At 68.9% G+C, this 14,090-nt stretch carries 19 protein-coding genes; 1 reads left to right on the forward strand and 18 read right to left on the reverse strand.

Translation table 11 applies throughout. The features are described from left to right. From WMK75_RS08465 to fabF, 18 genes are all read right to left on the reverse strand, one after another. The gene (locus tag WMK75_RS08465; RefSeq protein ID WP_347267240.1) at window positions 1–426 is read right to left on the reverse strand and encodes an NlpC/P60 family protein; all 426 of its coding nucleotides are present in this window, start codon (window positions 424–426) and stop codon (window positions 1–3) included. After that, window positions 423–1,244, reverse strand: coding sequence for a DUF2163 domain-containing protein (locus tag WMK75_RS08470; RefSeq protein ID WP_347267241.1), 822 nt, complete (start codon window positions 1,242–1,244; stop codon window positions 423–425). Before WMK75_RS08470 ends, WMK75_RS08465 begins: the two co-directional genes overlap by 4 nt. Continuing rightward, the gene (locus WMK75_RS08475; protein ID WP_347267242.1) at window positions 1,241–1,873 is read right to left on the reverse strand and encodes a DUF2460 domain-containing protein; all 633 of its coding nucleotides are present in this window, start codon (window positions 1,871–1,873) and stop codon (window positions 1,241–1,243) included. The genes WMK75_RS08470 and WMK75_RS08475 overlap by 4 nt, the downstream gene beginning before the upstream one ends. Window positions 1,874–1,876: 3 nt before the next feature. Beyond that, on the reverse strand, window positions 1,877–2,536 hold the full coding sequence (locus tag WMK75_RS08480; protein WP_347267243.1) for a phage tail tape measure protein: 660 nt from the start codon (window positions 2,534–2,536) through the stop codon (window positions 1,877–1,879). Between the two features lie 21 nt (window positions 2,537–2,557). Then, on the reverse strand, window positions 2,558–2,770 hold the full coding sequence (locus tag WMK75_RS08485; RefSeq protein ID WP_347267244.1) for a phage tail assembly chaperone: 213 nt from the start codon (window positions 2,768–2,770) through the stop codon (window positions 2,558–2,560). Next, on the reverse strand, window positions 2,767–3,084 hold the full coding sequence (locus WMK75_RS08490) for a gene transfer agent family protein (protein WP_347267245.1): 318 nt from the start codon (window positions 3,082–3,084) through the stop codon (window positions 2,767–2,769). Before WMK75_RS08490 ends, WMK75_RS08485 begins: the two co-directional genes overlap by 4 nt. A 1-nt stretch (window position 3,085) precedes the next feature. Then, the gene (locus WMK75_RS08495; protein ID WP_347267246.1) at window positions 3,086–3,499 is read right to left on the reverse strand and encodes a phage major tail protein, TP901-1 family; all 414 of its coding nucleotides are present in this window, start codon (window positions 3,497–3,499) and stop codon (window positions 3,086–3,088) included. Between the two features lie 12 nt (window positions 3,500–3,511). After that, window positions 3,512–3,931: a DUF3168 domain-containing protein gene (locus WMK75_RS08500; RefSeq protein ID WP_347267247.1), complete on the reverse strand. Its 420-nt coding sequence runs from the start codon at window positions 3,929–3,931 to the stop codon at window positions 3,512–3,514. Continuing rightward, entirely contained in the window at window positions 3,928–4,272 is a 345-nt protein-coding gene (locus tag WMK75_RS08505; RefSeq protein ID WP_347267248.1) for a head-tail adaptor protein, read from the reverse strand. The genes WMK75_RS08500 and WMK75_RS08505 overlap by 4 nt, the downstream gene beginning before the upstream one ends. Next, window positions 4,269–4,886, reverse strand: a complete 618-nt coding sequence (locus WMK75_RS08510) for a hypothetical protein (protein WP_347267249.1) — start codon at window positions 4,884–4,886, stop codon at window positions 4,269–4,271. Before WMK75_RS08510 ends, WMK75_RS08505 begins: the two co-directional genes overlap by 4 nt. 133 nt (window positions 4,887–5,019) lie before the next feature. After that, window positions 5,020–6,186 (reverse strand): phage major capsid protein, encoded by a 1,167-nt coding sequence (locus WMK75_RS08515; protein ID WP_347267250.1) that lies wholly within the window; start codon window positions 6,184–6,186, stop codon window positions 5,020–5,022. Between the two features lie 23 nt (window positions 6,187–6,209). Then, window positions 6,210–6,752, reverse strand: coding sequence for an HK97 family phage prohead protease (locus WMK75_RS08520; protein ID WP_347267251.1), 543 nt, complete (start codon window positions 6,750–6,752; stop codon window positions 6,210–6,212). Then, window positions 6,749–6,982 carry a hypothetical protein gene (locus WMK75_RS08525; protein WP_347267252.1) on the reverse strand — a complete coding sequence of 78 codons (234 nt, stop codon included), beginning with the start codon at window positions 6,980–6,982 and terminating at the stop codon, window positions 6,749–6,751. The genes WMK75_RS08520 and WMK75_RS08525 overlap by 4 nt, the downstream gene beginning before the upstream one ends. Then, complete coding sequence (locus tag WMK75_RS08530; protein WP_347267253.1) at window positions 6,983–8,164, reverse strand: phage portal protein; 1,182 nt, start codon at window positions 8,162–8,164, stop codon at window positions 6,983–6,985. It abuts the gene before it with no gap. Window positions 8,165–8,308: 144 nt separating this feature from the next. After that, window positions 8,309–9,649 carry a terminase family protein gene (locus WMK75_RS08535; RefSeq protein WP_347267254.1) on the reverse strand — a complete coding sequence of 447 codons (1,341 nt, stop codon included), beginning with the start codon at window positions 9,647–9,649 and terminating at the stop codon, window positions 8,309–8,311. Further along, window positions 9,600–9,956 (reverse strand): permease, encoded by a 357-nt coding sequence (locus WMK75_RS08540; protein WP_347267255.1) that lies wholly within the window; start codon window positions 9,954–9,956, stop codon window positions 9,600–9,602. Before WMK75_RS08540 ends, WMK75_RS08535 begins: the two co-directional genes overlap by 50 nt. A gap of 257 nt (window positions 9,957–10,213) precedes the next feature. After that, window positions 10,214–11,392 carry an endolytic transglycosylase MltG gene (gene mltG, locus WMK75_RS08545; RefSeq protein ID WP_347267256.1) on the reverse strand — a complete coding sequence of 393 codons (1,179 nt, stop codon included), beginning with the start codon at window positions 11,390–11,392 and terminating at the stop codon, window positions 10,214–10,216. Then, on the reverse strand, window positions 11,389–12,651 hold the full coding sequence (gene fabF / locus WMK75_RS08550; protein ID WP_347267257.1) for a beta-ketoacyl-ACP synthase II: 1,263 nt from the start codon (window positions 12,649–12,651) through the stop codon (window positions 11,389–11,391). Before fabF ends, mltG begins: the two co-directional genes overlap by 4 nt. A 190-nt stretch (window positions 12,652–12,841) precedes the next feature. Here fabF and WMK75_RS08555 point away from each other — a divergent pair, with 190 nt between their 5' ends. Beyond that, complete coding sequence (locus tag WMK75_RS08555) at window positions 12,842–14,020, forward strand: toxic anion resistance protein (RefSeq protein ID WP_347267258.1); 1,179 nt, start codon at window positions 12,842–12,844, stop codon at window positions 14,018–14,020. Window positions 14,021–14,090: the final 70 nt, after the last annotated feature.

A 14,090-nucleotide genomic window follows, 5' to 3' on the forward strand; every position in this document is an offset into this window, starting at 1 on the left:
TCAAACCGGTGGAAACCGGAACCTGCCCGCAATCCTCGCTCGCCACGGCGCCGACAGCGGGCTTTCGATCACACCATGCCGGTCATAGGCATGGACAAAGCTTGCCCCGGCACCCGCCCGTGCCAATATCCCCATGTGCTTGGCGCTGGCGCCCGAGCGCATGCGAAAGATCAGGATGTCGCCCGGGCACTCATCAGGGGCTGGCACCAGCAGCCGCTCCGCCCCGCCCAGCAGCAGTTCCACTCCGCCGGCCTCGCCCCAGTCCGGGGTATAGGCCGGTATCGCCTCCGGCTCGGCGCCGAACAGCTCGCGCCAGATCCCGCGCACCAGCCCAAGACAGTCCGTCCCCGCCCCCTTGACCGAGCATTGATGCACATAGGGCGTGCCGATCCATGCCCGCGCCGCCTCGACGATCACCGTGCTCATCGGTTCACCTTGGGGGCGATCAGCCAGTCCTCGGGCGGCAGGTGCGGAAAGCCACGAAAGTTCAGATGGTTGAGAAACTTCATCCGGCAGGTCTCGCTCCGCTTGTCGCAGCCGGCGATCAGCCGCACCCTGTCCCCCACGGCCGGGCGAATGCCCAACCCGGTCCAGAGTTCGACCTCGCGCTGCGCGCCAGACTGGGCAATATCGACCTTGACCAACCCTGAAAGCCCCTCGGCCGCCCCGGAAAGAACGGTCAGGCGGCCATGCTCGAACCAGCCGGGATCATGCCCCGCCACCTGCACAAGGACGAACCGCTGGCCATCCTCCTGCGAGACGATGCTTCCCTCGGCGGAATATCCTGCCCGCGCCAGGTCAAAGCCACAACGCGCATCGCCCAGGCTGGCCGAGCAGCGCGCGTGATAGACCCGCCCCTGCGCCTTGTTCAGCGGCTCGGACAGCCCGCGCAACTCGGCCCGGAACGCGGCACCGCTGCGCATGACCTCACCCAGTTGGCCGCGAAAGATCAGCCGCCGGTTTGCCGTGTCCGCCCAGTCCACCTCCCACAGGCGGATATCGGCAGCATCCCAACGCCCCGCGATCAGATCCTCCTCTGTGATGGCCCCGTCGGACAGGGCACCGACCGCCTCGCTGTTGTCGACCGCCAGGCCAGAACCTTGCGCCACCGCCCGCGCGCTCATGCCGCTGTCTGGCCGAAAACCGATGCCCTCGAAGGCAAGCGGCTGGTCGTGATCGGTAAAGCCAAGGGTGATCCCGTCGCGGCGGGTCACCGCCCAGGCCCGTGCCAGCGTGCCGGTCATAGCCGCACCTCCACCACCGGCACCTGCGGCAGATCGCCGGCCTGGAATGAGGCGACCGAAACCGCGATGCGATCGGTGTCAAAGCGCACCGGCACGTCGAACTCAAAGCCCGCCGTCACCACCGCCCTCGCCTCGGGCGGAGCAAGAAAGCTGACGATGCCCGTGGCGGCATCGACATCGAAATCCAGCCCCGCCCGCATCTCGACGTTGCCCACGCCCGCAAGCACCGTGCCCGTCACCGGCTTGGCGATCGGCCGCCAGTATTGCGCCGGCCCCGAAGCATAGACCTTGCGCAGTTGAAAAATCTTGCGCACCCCGTCGCCAGTCCCCAGCACCTGATCCTGGAATGCCGGCGCGACACTGGGACTGGAGGAGCGATAGTCCGCCCAGTCCTTCCAGCGAAAACCGTGCAGCTGCCCGGCCCGTGCCTCGAAGAAGGCGATCAGCGCCGCCACATCGTCCAGCGAGCGCAGGCCCAGACCGGCGTCATAGTGCCTCCGGGAATGCGCCCAGGGCGTCTGCCGCTCCTCATGGCCGTTGCTCAGCGCCACGATCTCGGTGCGCCGCTCGGGGCCGCCGACCGAGCCAAATGACAGGTTGGCCGGGAACCTGATCTCGTGAAATGCCATGTCTCAGCCGTTCCTCTCTCCACGCGCCAGAAGCCGACCCATCTGGGCCGCGATCTGGCTCTGACTGCGCTGGAACCCCGCCACATCCGGGGTCGAGACGTTGAAGGTGACATTGACCGCGCGCCCGTTTCCGCCAGCCGCGGCCACGCCAAGCCGGCCGTCCGCACCTCGCCGCAGCGGCATGATCGCCTCGGCCCCGGCCTCGCCCATCAGGCCGGTTGCGCCGCGCATCGGGAAATAGGTCGGCTGGCTGACCACGCCGCCCTTCGCGAAAGGCATCACCCGGCCCTGCGCAAAGGCCCCGCCGTCGGCAAAGGGCAAGGCACCCGAGACCATCCCGTTCATGCTCTGGGCAATGGCACCGGCCAGCGCCTGCTGCACCGGCTTCATCGCCACGGCAAGCGCGGTATCGGCCATGCTGCGACCGATACCCTTCAGCGCATCGCTCAGCTTCATGCCGTCAAAGACCAGTCCCTCGAAGGCCCGCCGCAAGCCGCTGCCGATGCCCGAAGTCAGCACCCCGACCTCACGGTTGGTGTAAAGCATCGATTCGCGCAGCCGCGACAGTTCCGCCTCGAACTCCGCGGTCACGCGCGCGCCCTGCGCGAACCCCCGGCCCAGCGGGCCTTGGTCATCCTCGTCCAGCCGGTCGAAACCGTCCATTTCCGTGGCTCCTCTTCAATTTCACGCCGCCGGCCGGTCGGGATAGCGCGCGACCAGTTCGGCCAGCCTGTCACGCGTCATCGCACCGCCCCGGCCCGGCTCGATGCCCAGCATCAGCGCCAGTTCGGCCGGGGTCAGCGCCCAGAACTCCGCCGGCGTCAGCCCCAGACCTCCAAGCCGGGCCGGGCCGATGCCGACCCGCAGCAGCCCAGGCCAGTCCAGACCGCCGCTCATGCACCCTCGATGCGAAAGGCGCGGGCAAGCAGCGCCGCCGCCGCTTGGGCTGCACCCACCGGACCGCCGCGGAAATCCGCCGCCTGCAGGTCCTGCGGCCCGCCCTGCCAGCCGCCGCCGCGCAAGCCCGCAACCAGCACCGCCATGACATCCCGGCTCGAGAACCTGCCGCCCTCAAAGCGCTCGACCAGGGAGATCATGCTTTCGGCACCCAGCGCCTGCTCCAGTTCGGCCAGCGCGCCCAATGTCAGCTTCGCCAGCCGCGGCTGGCCGTCCAGCCAGACCTCGATCTCCCCCGCCAGCGGATTCGCCATCCTAGAGCGCGACGAAGCTGATGACGCCCGCACTGGCCATGGAAATCTCATAGGTCGCCTCACCGTTGTAACTGCCCGCATATTCAAGGGACGTGATCTGGAATGGCCCCTCGACCGTGCCGAAATCGGGGATCACCACCTGAAAGCGCGGCACCTCGCCGTCAAAGAACACCTGCCGCGCGCGCCCATCGGTGATGCCGTCCCGAAACACCCCCGAGCCCGAGATCGAAGCCGAGCGCACTCCCGCCCCCGCCAGCAGCTCGCGCCAACGCCCCTCGCTCTCCAAGCTGGTCACATCCACCGTCTCGGCGTTGAACCCCAGCCGGGTCGCGCGCAGGCCGGCGACAGTCTCGAAATGGCCGTCTCCGGTCATATCCATCTTGATCAGCAGGTCGCGTCCGTTCTGCACCGCCATGTCCGTCCCTCCTCAACCCAGGTCAATGCGTGCGCGAAAGGTCAGATCGACCCGCCGCCCCACGCCGTTCTCCAACCTCCGCGCCCGGGCGCGAAGGAACCAGAGCCCGGCCAGAATGCCGTGATCCAGCGTCATGGCCGCACTCTCCAGCGCCTCGGACACCGCGGCGGCGGCCTGCTTGACCACGCCAAAACCCGCCGCCGCCTCCGATCCCGACAACACCGAGATCACGAAGTCATGCACCGCGCCCCCGGCAGTCATGTCGCCCGCGTCGCGCACATCCTCTGGGCCCAGTGCCACATAGGTGCCCGCCGGCGCCGTCACCGGCATCGCGTCATAGATCGCGTCGCCGACCAGGCCGTGCAGGGCCGCGTCCGCGCGCAGCGCCTGATAGACCGCGGCCTGAAGCGCCGCCGTCGCCGCATAGCTCATGGCTCGATCTCCTCTCGCGCCGTGCACAGCAGCCACCGCCCCCGCGCGTCGTCCTCAGCCACGGTGACAATGCGGAATCGCCTTTCCGAGGCACCCTCGCCCATGCGCAGGCGCTGCTCGGGGCGCGGGCGGCGCGGATCGCCGACGGGTGCCGCCCGGACCTTGATCCGCCAGGTGACCACACTCTGCGCCCCGATGTCCGAGCCGCGCTCGCCGGCACTGCCCGAACGCAGCCCTGCCCAGATCCGCCCGACGATCCGCCAGGACAGGGCAAAGCCGCCCATCCCGTCCGGCAGGCTGACCGGCGCCTCAAGCAGCAGCGGAACCTGCGGCCCGCTCATGCGCGCGCACGCAGGTTGCCGCGCCCTCCCAGCACCCGCACCAGGCGCCAGCGCTCGATCATTGCGCTGACACCAAAGGGGATCGCCGCCTCGCTGCCCTCGAAGGTGCGGTCCTCGTGATAGCGCGCCGCAAGAAACAGCACCGCCTGCGCCACATCTGCCGGCAGTTGCGCCCAGGCGGCGCCGAACCCCGCCGAAAATGTGATCACGGCGCTGCCGCCGCCGGGGATTGCCGGCAGCAGCGTGCCCAGCGGCAGCAGGGCGGGACGATGCAGGTCCGGAAGCAGGCGATAGCTCGCCGGATCCAGCAGCCTGACGCCCCCGGCGCCGTCCTCGATCTCGATGCGCTCGATCGCCAGGATCGGCGCCAGCGGCAGGGTCTCGCCCTCGGGATCGCGCCAGCGGCTCAGGCGCAGCCGGAACTGCCGCGCCAGCAGCGCCTTGCCGATGCGCGCCTCGATGATGGCGATGGCGGCGCGCAGATAGCCGGCCAGCGCCGCCGTCTCGGCCGGGTCCTCGGCTGCCTCGAACCCCGAGCCCAGCCGAAGGTGGTCGCGCAACGCCGCGACCGGCAGCGCACCCGGATCGGGCGCGGTCACTTCCTCAAGCATCATCCTGAAACCTCGTATGCTGGTCGCTGCGTCGCGTGCTGATCGGGGACCGCGCCCGTCCGCCCCTGCGCGTGCGGACAGATGGATCGGCCGAAAGGGCTGACTTCTTCGGCGCGGCCCCCGCTTCGGCCTGAACTCAGCCGAAGACCATCAGCTTGATGGCTCGGGCGTCGGTGACGCCGCCGCCGACACGCTTGGTGGCATAAAACAGCACATGCGGCTTGGCCGAGAAGGGATCGCGCAGCACCCGCAGATCCGGGCGCTCGACGATCGTATAGGCCGAGCGGAAGTCGCCGAAGGCGATCGAGGCCGAACCATTGCCGATATCCGGCATGTCCTCGCACAAGAGCACCGGATAGCCCAGCAACTGCGGCGGCTGCCCCATGGCCAGCGAATCGCTCCACAGGAAGCGCCCGTCGGTGTCGCGCATTTTGCGCACCGCCGCCGCGGTCTTCGAGTTCATCACGAAGCTCGCATTGGCCCGAAACTGCGCGCTCAGCGCATAGACCAGATCGATCAGCGCATTGGCCGGATTGGTTGCGGCAAAATCGCCCGTCGCTCCCGACGGAATGGTGCCGATCTGCACATTCGTGGCGCTGGCATTGACTGCGCGGGCATGGGTCAGGAAACCCTTGGGCTTGTTCACGCCGTCGCCGCTGATGAATGCCGTGGCCTCGGCGCGGGCGAATTTCTCGGCGATGCGGCCTGCCAGCCAGGTCTCGACGTCAAAAGCCGCATCGTCCAGCAGACGCTGGCTGGCCTTGGGCATGGCCGACAGCTCATGCACTGGAATGACCACGCGCTGCACGGTCGCGGTGCCGGTCTCGACCTGCGGCCCGGCCTCGGTGGACCAGCCATGCGCGATATCGCCCATGTCGACCAGCATCTCGAAGGTGGCAGATTCCACCGTCACCACATTGGCCACCCGCCGCAACGAGGCGGTGACATTCAGCGCCTCCTGCACTTGCAGCGCCACGGTCGGCGCCGCCAGGAAGCCGCCGTCCGAGGTCGAACTCATCGCCTTGCCCTCCAGCGGCAGCCCGCGCAGCGCACCGTCGTCGCCGTGGCGGATATAGGCGTCGAACGCCTTCTGATGCGGTGCGGCGCCCTCGGCCTCAACCGAAAGGGGGGCGCGGCCCCGGGAAACGGTCTTGCGGTCCAGCATGGTCATGCGTTCTTCCTGTGCTTCCAGTCGTTTCTGAATATCAGTGCGGAATGCCTTGAGCTCATTCACGAACCCGATCATCTCGCTTCCCAGGTCGCCGGGCATGTCCGCCCCGGCCGCGGCTTTCACCTCGGTCATCGTCCCCTCCGTTTCGGTGAAATTCACTCGGCGCGCAGCGCCAGCGTCGCGGCACGGAATGCCGCCGCCATTTCCAGTGACCGGTCGGACTTGCGGCCGACCTTGGCCTCGGCCAGCATCGGGAAGGTGACCAGCGACACCTCCCACAGTTCGACCTCGCTCAGCAGGCGCCGGCCCTTGCCATCGCGCTCGGCCGAGACGGTGCGATAGCCGATCGACAGCCCGTCGATGGCGCCGGCGGCGATCAGCGCCGCCGCCTCGCGCGCCTGGGCGATCTCGGGCAGAAGCCGACCCTTCACCCACAGCCCCTTCTCGTCCTCGCGGATCTCGTCCCAGACGCCGATTGGCCGCGCCGGGTCGTGCTGCCACAGCATGCGCACCCGGTCACCGCGCGCGGCCAACCGCTTCAGGCTGGCGCCATAGGCGCCGCTGACCACGACATCCCCGCCCTGGTCGGTCAGCCCGAACAGGCTGGCATAGCCCTCGATCTGGCTGCCGTCCGACATCAGCTGCGCGCCAGAGGCATATTTCAGCTCCAGCCCGTAATCATCCGATCTCACCATCATCCTCCTTTCGGCGTATAGGCCAGGATCGACTGCACGGCCTGGGTCAGGATGACCGCGACCACGCCATAGACCGTCATCCACAGCCGCCGCTCCAGCCCCTCGATCAGCGCCTCGATCCGTTCCAGCCGGCGCTCGACCTGCGCAAATTGCAGCGCCATGATCCGCTCCTGCGTGTCGATGCGCTGATCATGCCAGTCGAAAGGCTCCTTCACGAAACGCGAGCCCTCCATCTAGACCTCCGCCACCGGCGGCAGCCCCAGAACCGCACGCTTTTCCGCATCCGTCAGGAAGGCGGCCTCGCCGACGCGGCGCCATTGCTGGTCGCGCTCCTCGGCCAGCGCCGGCACCTGGTCGGGGTCGGGGCGCAGGTCGATCTCGTTGCCCAGATGCTCGCTCAGCCACCAGGCGACGGCGCTGGCCACGCGTGACACCAGCGGCAGCACCGTCAGCCGGTAAAAGGCCCGATGCGCCTCGGCGTAATTGGCATAGGTCGCATCGCCCGGAATACCCATCAGCATCGGCGGCACGCCAAAGGCCTGAGCGATCTCGCGCGCCGCCGCCTTCTTCGTCTCGTGAAACTCCATGTCGCTGGGCGAGAACCCCATCGGCCGCCAGTCCAGGCCGCCCTCCAGCAGCATCGGCCGCCCGGCATTCCGCGCGCCCTGATGGTGCATCTCCATCTCGGTCACCAGCCGGTCATACTGGTCCGGCGACAGGCTCCCCTGCCCGTCAGCACCCTTGTAGATGATCGCCCCCGAGGGCCGCGCCGCATTGTCCAAAAGCGCCTTCGACCAACTCGAGGCGCTGTTGTGCACATCTACCGCAACCGCCGCCGCCTGCATCGGCGACAGGCCGTAATGGTCGTCCAGAGGGTGAAAGCTGCGGATATGGCAGATCGGATCGGGGCTGCCCGCCATGTCGAACCGGTATTTCCGCCCGCCCACGGCATATTCATAGGCGATGGGCCAGCCGTCCGGCCCCGGCACCACCGCCATGCGGTCGGCGCGCAGCACATGCAGTTCGCTCGGCAGGCCGCCGGCCGCCTCGCCAACCGCCTCCAGATAGCCGTTGCCACTCAGCAGGATCTGCCCGAACAGTGCCTCGAACAGCTCGGCCCGACCCTGGCCCGGGTTGGGCCGGCGCAGCAGGTCCAGAACCGGATGCAGCTCATAGCGCCGCTCACGGTCCTGGCAGACCAGCGGCACGGCGGCCGCCGCCTCGGCGATCAGCCGCACGGCGCGAAAGCCCACCGGATTGCCGGAAAACCCCGCCTGCGTCAGGCTGACCGTATCGCGCGGCGACCACACCACCCGCCCCGAGCCCGCCGCCAGCGCCACCACCTTGCCGGCGGCGCTGGCCTTCCTTTCGACCTCGGCGGGCGCCGCCCCGCGCCCGAACCACCGAAATGCCATGGCTTCCTCCTGCAATTCCAAGAAAAATGGGGCCGCAAGACGCGACCCCGGACGGGCCCGCGAGCCCATTCATTCCTGTCCGGACACCCCGGGGCACGCCTCCTGCGCCCCATCGAGGGCCGCAGGAGGCGGGGGCCAAGCCCCCTACAGCCCCCGCACCTGTGGCCGGCGATACTGCGCCGCCGGTTCGATCATCAGCTCGTGAATGGCCCAGACCATCGCATCCAGCCGGTCGGGCGAGCCCTTGCCGTCATAGCCCGCGACGGTCATGCGGCACATCTGGTCCTCCAGCGTGCCGAGTCCCCGCAGGTGGTGAATGCGCCCCTGCTCATAGAGCGCCGCCACCGGCTCTGCCCGCAGCCCCTTGCCGCGCCCCGCCCGCAGCGCCCGGAACGGCACCAGCGGATCGACCTGCCGGATCACGCTTTCCACCAGATCGCCGCCCTGGTTCACCTCGGCCACAAGCCGCTCGGCGCCGTGCCGGTCCATGGCCGAGATCGCCGCCCGCGCCCAGTCCAGCGGCCCGCCGCGAACGCTTGCGTCCTCCAGCACATAGGCCCGCCACTCCGTCGCCGGCCCCTCGCTGACCACGCCCGCGACGATGATGCCGCATTCGTCCGACCCCGCGCCCCCGGTCACCGCCGGATCGACAGCCACGACGATGCGCGACAGCCGCGGCGCCGCCTCGACCCGGCAGGTCTCGATCCGCGCCGTGGTCCAGAGCGCACCCTCGACATCCTCCAGCAGCAGCCCCTCCAGCTCCTGCCGACCCAGACGGGTGCCGGCATAGCGCGCCTCGACCTCGGCCAGAAAGCTCTCGGCCAGATAGGCGCGGTTCGCATCTGTCGGCGCATGGGTGGTGACGGTCGAGCCATTGCCCAGGATCCGCTTCAGCACCCCCACGTTCTTTGGCGTCGTGGTCACCACCTGCTGCGGATGCTCACCCAGACGCAGGGCGAATTGCAGCATGTCCCAGCTGTCCTCGGCCTTCTTCCACTTGGCCAGCTCATCGACCCAGGCCGCGTCGAATTGCGGCCCGCGCAGCGCCTCAGGCTCATGGGCGGAAAACACCTGCGCCGTCGCCCCATTCGGCCAAAGCAGCCGCCGCCGCCCGGCCTCCCACGCCGGCCGGCGATCGGGCGGCGAACAGGCCAGAATCCCCGACTCGCCAAAGACCATGACATCGCGCGCCTGGTCAAAGGTCTCGCTGACCAGCGCCAGCCGCTGCGCACGGCCCGGCGCCTCGGGGGTCGCCCCCTCGACCATCGAGCGCACCCATTCCGAGCCGGCGCGGGTCTTGCCCGCGCCGCGCCCGCCCATGATCACCCAGGTCTTCCAGTCGCCCTCGGGGGGCAGCTGATGCGGCAGGGCCCAGAACTCGAACAGCCAGGGCAGCGCCGCCAGCGCATTGTCGCCCAAGCCGCCCAGAAACTCGTCAACCTCCTCCGGCGCGGCGCAGGCAAGCCAGGCGGCGCCCGATCTCATCTCGTGCCGCGTCAAGGTCGAGTGCCCCTGCCCCGACCTGTCCGGCAGCGTCCTTGCGAAGCTTGTCAACCTTGCTCCTTTCCTCCAGCACCAATTGCGTGGCATCGCGCAGCGCGCGCACCAGCTTGCCGGATTCCTTCAACTCATCGGTATTCCCGGCCTCGATCTTGCGGCGAAGCCGGTCCAGGTCCGCCGCATAGGACCGAAACAGCCCGTCTGCGATTTCCAGCGCGCTCGTGACAGGCGCCGCTGCGGGCGCGAAAGGCCCATCCGGCGCCTCCGGCCCCGGGTCGAAAGTCATCGTCATTCGTGATCGCCCTGCCCTCGTGTGTCTGTCCGCACGAGCAAGAAACGAAAAAGCGGCCGCAGGTCTCCCGACCCGGCCGCTTGCCCACCTCTCCCAGCATGCATAACTTCTACTTCAGGGCGTTCGCCAAGTCAATACAAAACCACAGGTTGCGCGCTCAGCCATATTTTCAACTTTCATATCAACAATTTAACCCGCGCAACACCCCTGCGCACCCCGCGCGCAACAGCGGCAGAATCGCCCGCCGTTGCGCCCGGCTAGTCGCCCTGCACCGGCGAGGGCAGCGCGCCGCGCTCCTTCTCGATGGCGCGCCAGCGCGCGACATTCTGCCGATGCTCCTCCAGGGTGCGGGCAAAGGCATGCCCGCCCGAGCCGTCGGCGACAAAGAACAGATATTCCGACGCCTCGGGCGCCATGGCGGCGGCGATGGCGGCACGGCCGGGGTTGGCGATCGGCGTCGGCGGCAGGCCGGGGATCTGATAGGTGTTCCAGGCCGTGCGCCGGCGCAGTTCCGAGCCGCGCAAGCCGCGATCCAGTACGCCCTTGCCCTCGGTCACGCCATAGATCACCGTCGGGTCCGTCTCCAGCCGCATGCCCTGGCGCATGCGGTTGACAAAGACGCTGGCGACGACGCCGCGCTCAGCCGCGACCCCGGTCTCCTTCTCGATGATCGAGGCCATGACCAGCGCCTCCTCGGGCGAGGCATAGGGCAGGTCCGGCGCGCGCCCGTCCCAGGCCGCGGCCAGGATCGCCGCCTGCCGCCGCTCCATCTCGGCCAGCAGATCGGCGCGATCGGCCCCCTTCTGCACATCATAGGTGTCGGGCGCAAGGCTGCCCTCGGGCGGCAGTTTCGCCACTTCGCCGGCCAGGAACCCCGCCTGCTTCAGCCCCTCGACCACCTGCCAGCTGGTCACGCCCTCGGCCACGGCGATGCGCAGCCGCGCATCCGGCCTCGCCTCGGCGGCCAGAATCGCCTCGGGCGCCGGCTCGCTGCCCGGCAGGTATTTCGCCTGCTCGGAAAAAGCCCCGGTCACCGCATCCATGTCGCGCAGGATCACCGAATTCTCGCGCACGCCGATGCGGAACACCACCTCCGTGCCGCAGGTCGAGGGCCCGCCGGCGGTGATCGCCTTCACCACATCCGCCATGCTCGCCCCGGGCGGCATCAGATATGAGCCGTATTTCAGCTCGCGCGCCTTGCCGGCGTAATCGGCGCCGGCGCGAAAGATATAGGCGTTCGAGACCACGCCCTGTTCCGCCAGTTGCTGGCTCACCGCGTTCAGACTTGCCCCCGGGGCCACGCGCACGCAGGCGGCCACGGCGCTGGGGCCGGGGGCGCTATATTCGTGCTTGGCCCAGGCGACCGCCGCCGCCGCCGCGATCAGGATCACGATCAGCAGCGTCAGAAAGTTCGACGCGATGTGGCGCCAGATCATCCGCTGACGCGCCCCATCACCAGGCTGGCGTTGGTGCCGCCAAAGCCGAAGCTGTTGGACAGGATGTAATCCACCTTGCGGCGCACGGCGGCATTGGCGGCCAGATCGATCACGGTCTCGCGCGCGGGATTGTCCAGGTTGATCGTCGGAGGGCAGATCTGGTCGCGGATCGCCAGGATGCAGAAGATCGCCTCGACCGCGCCCGCGGCCCCCAGCAGATGCCCGATCGAGGATTTGGTCGAGGACATCACCACATTGCCGGCGGCCGCGCCCAGCAGCCGCTCGACCGCGCCCAGCTCGATCACATCGGCCATGGTCGAGGTGCCATGCGCGTTGATGTAGTCCAGATCGCCCGGCGCGATGCCGGCGCGCGCCAGGGCACTGCCCATGCTGCGGAACCCGCCGTCGCCATCCTCGGAAGGCGCGGTGATGTGATAGGCGTCGCCCGACAGGCCGTAACCCAGAACCTCGGCATAGATCTTCGCCCCGCGTGCCCTGGCGTGCTCATATTCCTCCAGCACGACGACGCCGGCGCCCTCGCCCATGACGAAACCGTCGCGGTCCTCGTCCCAGGGGCGGCTGGCGGCCTTGGGGTCGTTCTCGCGCTTGGTGGACAGCGCCTTGCAGGCGTTGAATCCGGCGATGCCGATCTCGCAGATCGGGCTTTCGGCCCCACCCGCGACCATGACATCGGCATCCCCCAGCTGGATCAGCCGCGCCGCGTCGCCGATGGCATGCGCCCCGGTCGAACAGGCGGTGACCACCGCATGGTTCGGCCCCTTGAAGCCAAAGCGGATCGACACCTGCCCCGAGACCAGGTTGATCAGCGCCCCGGGAATGAAAAAGGGCGAGACGCGCTTGGGGCCGCGCTCCTTGATCAGCACCGCGGTTTCCGCGATCGAGCGCAGCCCGCCGATGCCCGAGCCGATCATCACCCCGGTGCGCTGGCGCTCGTCCTCGCTCGCCGGCTGCCAGCCGGAATCGGCCACCGCCTGCGCCGCCGCGGCCATGCCGTACAGGATGAAATCATCGACCTTGCGCCGGTCCTTGGGCTCCATCCAGTCGTCGGGGTTGAAACTGCCGCCCGAACCATCACCAAAGGGGATCTCGCAGGCGTATCGCGTCGCCAGATCCGTGGCGTCGAAACGCGTGATCGGTCCGGCCCCGGATTCCCCGGCCAGCAGCCGCGTCCAGGTCTCCTCGACCCCCGAGGCTAGCGGTGTGACCATTCCCAGACCGGTGACGACAACTCTGCGCATGCACGGGCTCCTTCGCAACGCTCGATCCGGCCGGTTCTACACGCCCCCCGGCCAGCGCGCAACGCCAAGCGCGGGTGGCGCCGGACCGCCAATCGCCCCCGGGGGCGGGGATTTTCTCGCCCATGCGTTGATCTCGCGGCGAATCATCCTATTCTGCGCATGTCCCCACCACAGCCAAAGGACAAGGCGGATGACGACGCAGACCCAGGCCAGCGCCGAGGCCACCCTCGCCGAGATCGACAAGGCCACCGCCGTGACCCTGCCCGAGCCGCCCGCCGCCGCGCCGCGACTCGAGGGCGCCGACCCCGCCCTTGCCGCCGAGATCCACCGCCGCATGGCCGAGGTGGACATGGCCGACACCGCCTCGATCGTGCATTTCGGCGCCCGCGCCCAGAACGAGCTGCAGGAAATCAGCCAGGCGATGCTGGCCGATGTCAGGAACAAGGACGTGGGCCCGGCCGGAGAATCCCTGCGCGAGATCGTGACCACCATCCGCGGCTTCTCGGTCAGCGAACTGGACGTGCGCCGCGAACGCAGCTGGTGGGAAAGGCTCATGGGCCGCAGCGCGCCCTTCGCGAAATTCCTCGCCAGTTTCGAAGCAGTGCAGGCGCAGATCGACCGCATCAGCGGCGATCTGGACCAGCACCAGCACCTGCTGCTCAAGGACATCAAGTCGCTCGACCTGCTCTATCAGCGCACCTTGGCCTTCTATGACGAACTGGCACTCTATATCGCCGCCGGCGAGGCGAAGCTGGCGCAGATCGACAGCGACGAGATCCCCGCCCGCGAGGCCGCCGTCACCGCCGCGGCCGAACCCGACAAGGTCATGGCGGCGCAGGATCTGCGCGACCTGCGCGCCGCCCGCGACGATCTTGACCGGCGCGTGCACGACCTGCGCCTGACGCGGCAGGTGACCATGCAATCCCTGCCCTCGATCCGGCTTGTGCAGGAAAATGACAAATCACTGATCACAAAGATAAATTCGACCCTGGTCAATACCGTGCCGCTGTGGGAAACGCAGCTGGCGCAGGCGGTGACCATCCAGCGCAGCAATGCCGCCGCGCGCTCGATCCGCGAGGCGAACGACCTGACCAACGACCTGCTGACCGCCAATGCCCGCAACCTGCGCGAGGCCAATGCCACGGTGCGCAGCCAGATCGAGCGCGGCGTCTTCGACATCGAGGCCGTGCGCACCGCCAATGCCGAGCTGATCTCGACCATCGAGGACAGCCTGCGCATCGCCGACGAAGGCCGCAGCCGCCGCGCCGCCGCCGAAGAGGACCTGCGCAGCATGGAAACCGAACTGCGCAAGACCCTTTCCGCCGCCAGCGCGCAGCCCGCCACCCAACCAGCGCCGGCGCGGCCATGATGCGCCGCAGCCTCGCCCTCGCGCCCGCGCTGGCGCTGCTGGCCGCCTGCGCCGCGCCCCCGCCGGCCCC

It is taken from the genome of Paracoccus sp. (in: a-proteobacteria) (genome assembly GCF_039808215.1).
GTDB lineage: Bacteria > Pseudomonadota > Alphaproteobacteria > Rhodobacterales > Rhodobacteraceae > Paracoccus.

Bases quoted from the DNA above. Each gene is read 5' to 3' on its own strand.
- WMK75_RS08475 (WP_347267242.1), bottom strand. From the start codon at position 1,873: ATGGCATTTCACGAGATCAGGTTCCCGGCCAACCTGTCATTTGGCTCG.
- mltG (WP_347267256.1), bottom strand. From the start codon at position 11,392: ATGATCTGGCGCCACATCGCGTCGAACTTTCTGACGCTGCTGATCGTG.
- WMK75_RS08480 (WP_347267243.1), bottom strand. From the start codon at position 2,536: ATGGACGGTTTCGACCGGCTGGACGAGGATGACCAAGGCCCGCTGGGC.
- WMK75_RS08540 (WP_347267255.1), bottom strand. From the start codon at position 9,956: ATGACGATGACTTTCGACCCGGGGCCGGAGGCGCCGGATGGGCCTTTC.
- WMK75_RS08470 (WP_347267241.1), bottom strand. From the start codon at position 1,244: ATGACCGGCACGCTGGCACGGGCCTGGGCGGTGACCCGCCGCGACGGG.
- fabF (WP_347267257.1), bottom strand. From the start codon at position 12,651: ATGCGCAGAGTTGTCGTCACCGGTCTGGGAATGGTCACACCGCTAGCC.
- WMK75_RS08520 (WP_347267251.1), bottom strand. From the start codon at position 6,752: ATGATGGTGAGATCGGATGATTACGGGCTGGAGCTGAAATATGCCTCT.
- WMK75_RS08530 (WP_347267253.1), bottom strand. From the start codon at position 8,164: ATGGCATTTCGGTGGTTCGGGCGCGGGGCGGCGCCCGCCGAGGTCGAA.
- WMK75_RS08535 (WP_347267254.1), bottom strand. From the start codon at position 9,649: ATGAGATCGGGCGCCGCCTGGCTTGCCTGCGCCGCGCCGGAGGAGGTT.
- WMK75_RS08495 (WP_347267246.1), bottom strand. From the start codon at position 3,499: ATGGCGGTGCAGAACGGACGCGACCTGCTGATCAAGATGGATATGACC.
- WMK75_RS08500 (WP_347267247.1), bottom strand. From the start codon at position 3,931: ATGAGCTATGCGGCGACGGCGGCGCTTCAGGCCGCGGTCTATCAGGCG.
- WMK75_RS08510 (WP_347267249.1), bottom strand. From the start codon at position 4,886: ATGATGCTTGAGGAAGTGACCGCGCCCGATCCGGGTGCGCTGCCGGTC.
- WMK75_RS08505 (WP_347267248.1), bottom strand. From the start codon at position 4,272: ATGAGCGGGCCGCAGGTTCCGCTGCTGCTTGAGGCGCCGGTCAGCCTG.
- WMK75_RS08465 (WP_347267240.1), bottom strand. From the start codon at position 426: ATGAGCACGGTGATCGTCGAGGCGGCGCGGGCATGGATCGGCACGCCC.
- WMK75_RS08515 (WP_347267250.1), bottom strand. From the start codon at position 6,186: ATGACCGAGGTGAAAGCCGCGGCCGGGGCGGACATGCCCGGCGACCTG.
- WMK75_RS08490 (WP_347267245.1), bottom strand. From the start codon at position 3,084: ATGGCGAATCCGCTGGCGGGGGAGATCGAGGTCTGGCTGGACGGCCAG.
- WMK75_RS08555 (WP_347267258.1), top strand. From the start codon at position 12,842: ATGACGACGCAGACCCAGGCCAGCGCCGAGGCCACCCTCGCCGAGATC.
- WMK75_RS08525 (WP_347267252.1), bottom strand. From the start codon at position 6,982: ATGGAGGGCTCGCGTTTCGTGAAGGAGCCTTTCGACTGGCATGATCAG.
- WMK75_RS08485 (WP_347267244.1), bottom strand. From the start codon at position 2,770: ATGAGCGGCGGTCTGGACTGGCCTGGGCTGCTGCGGGTCGGCATCGGC.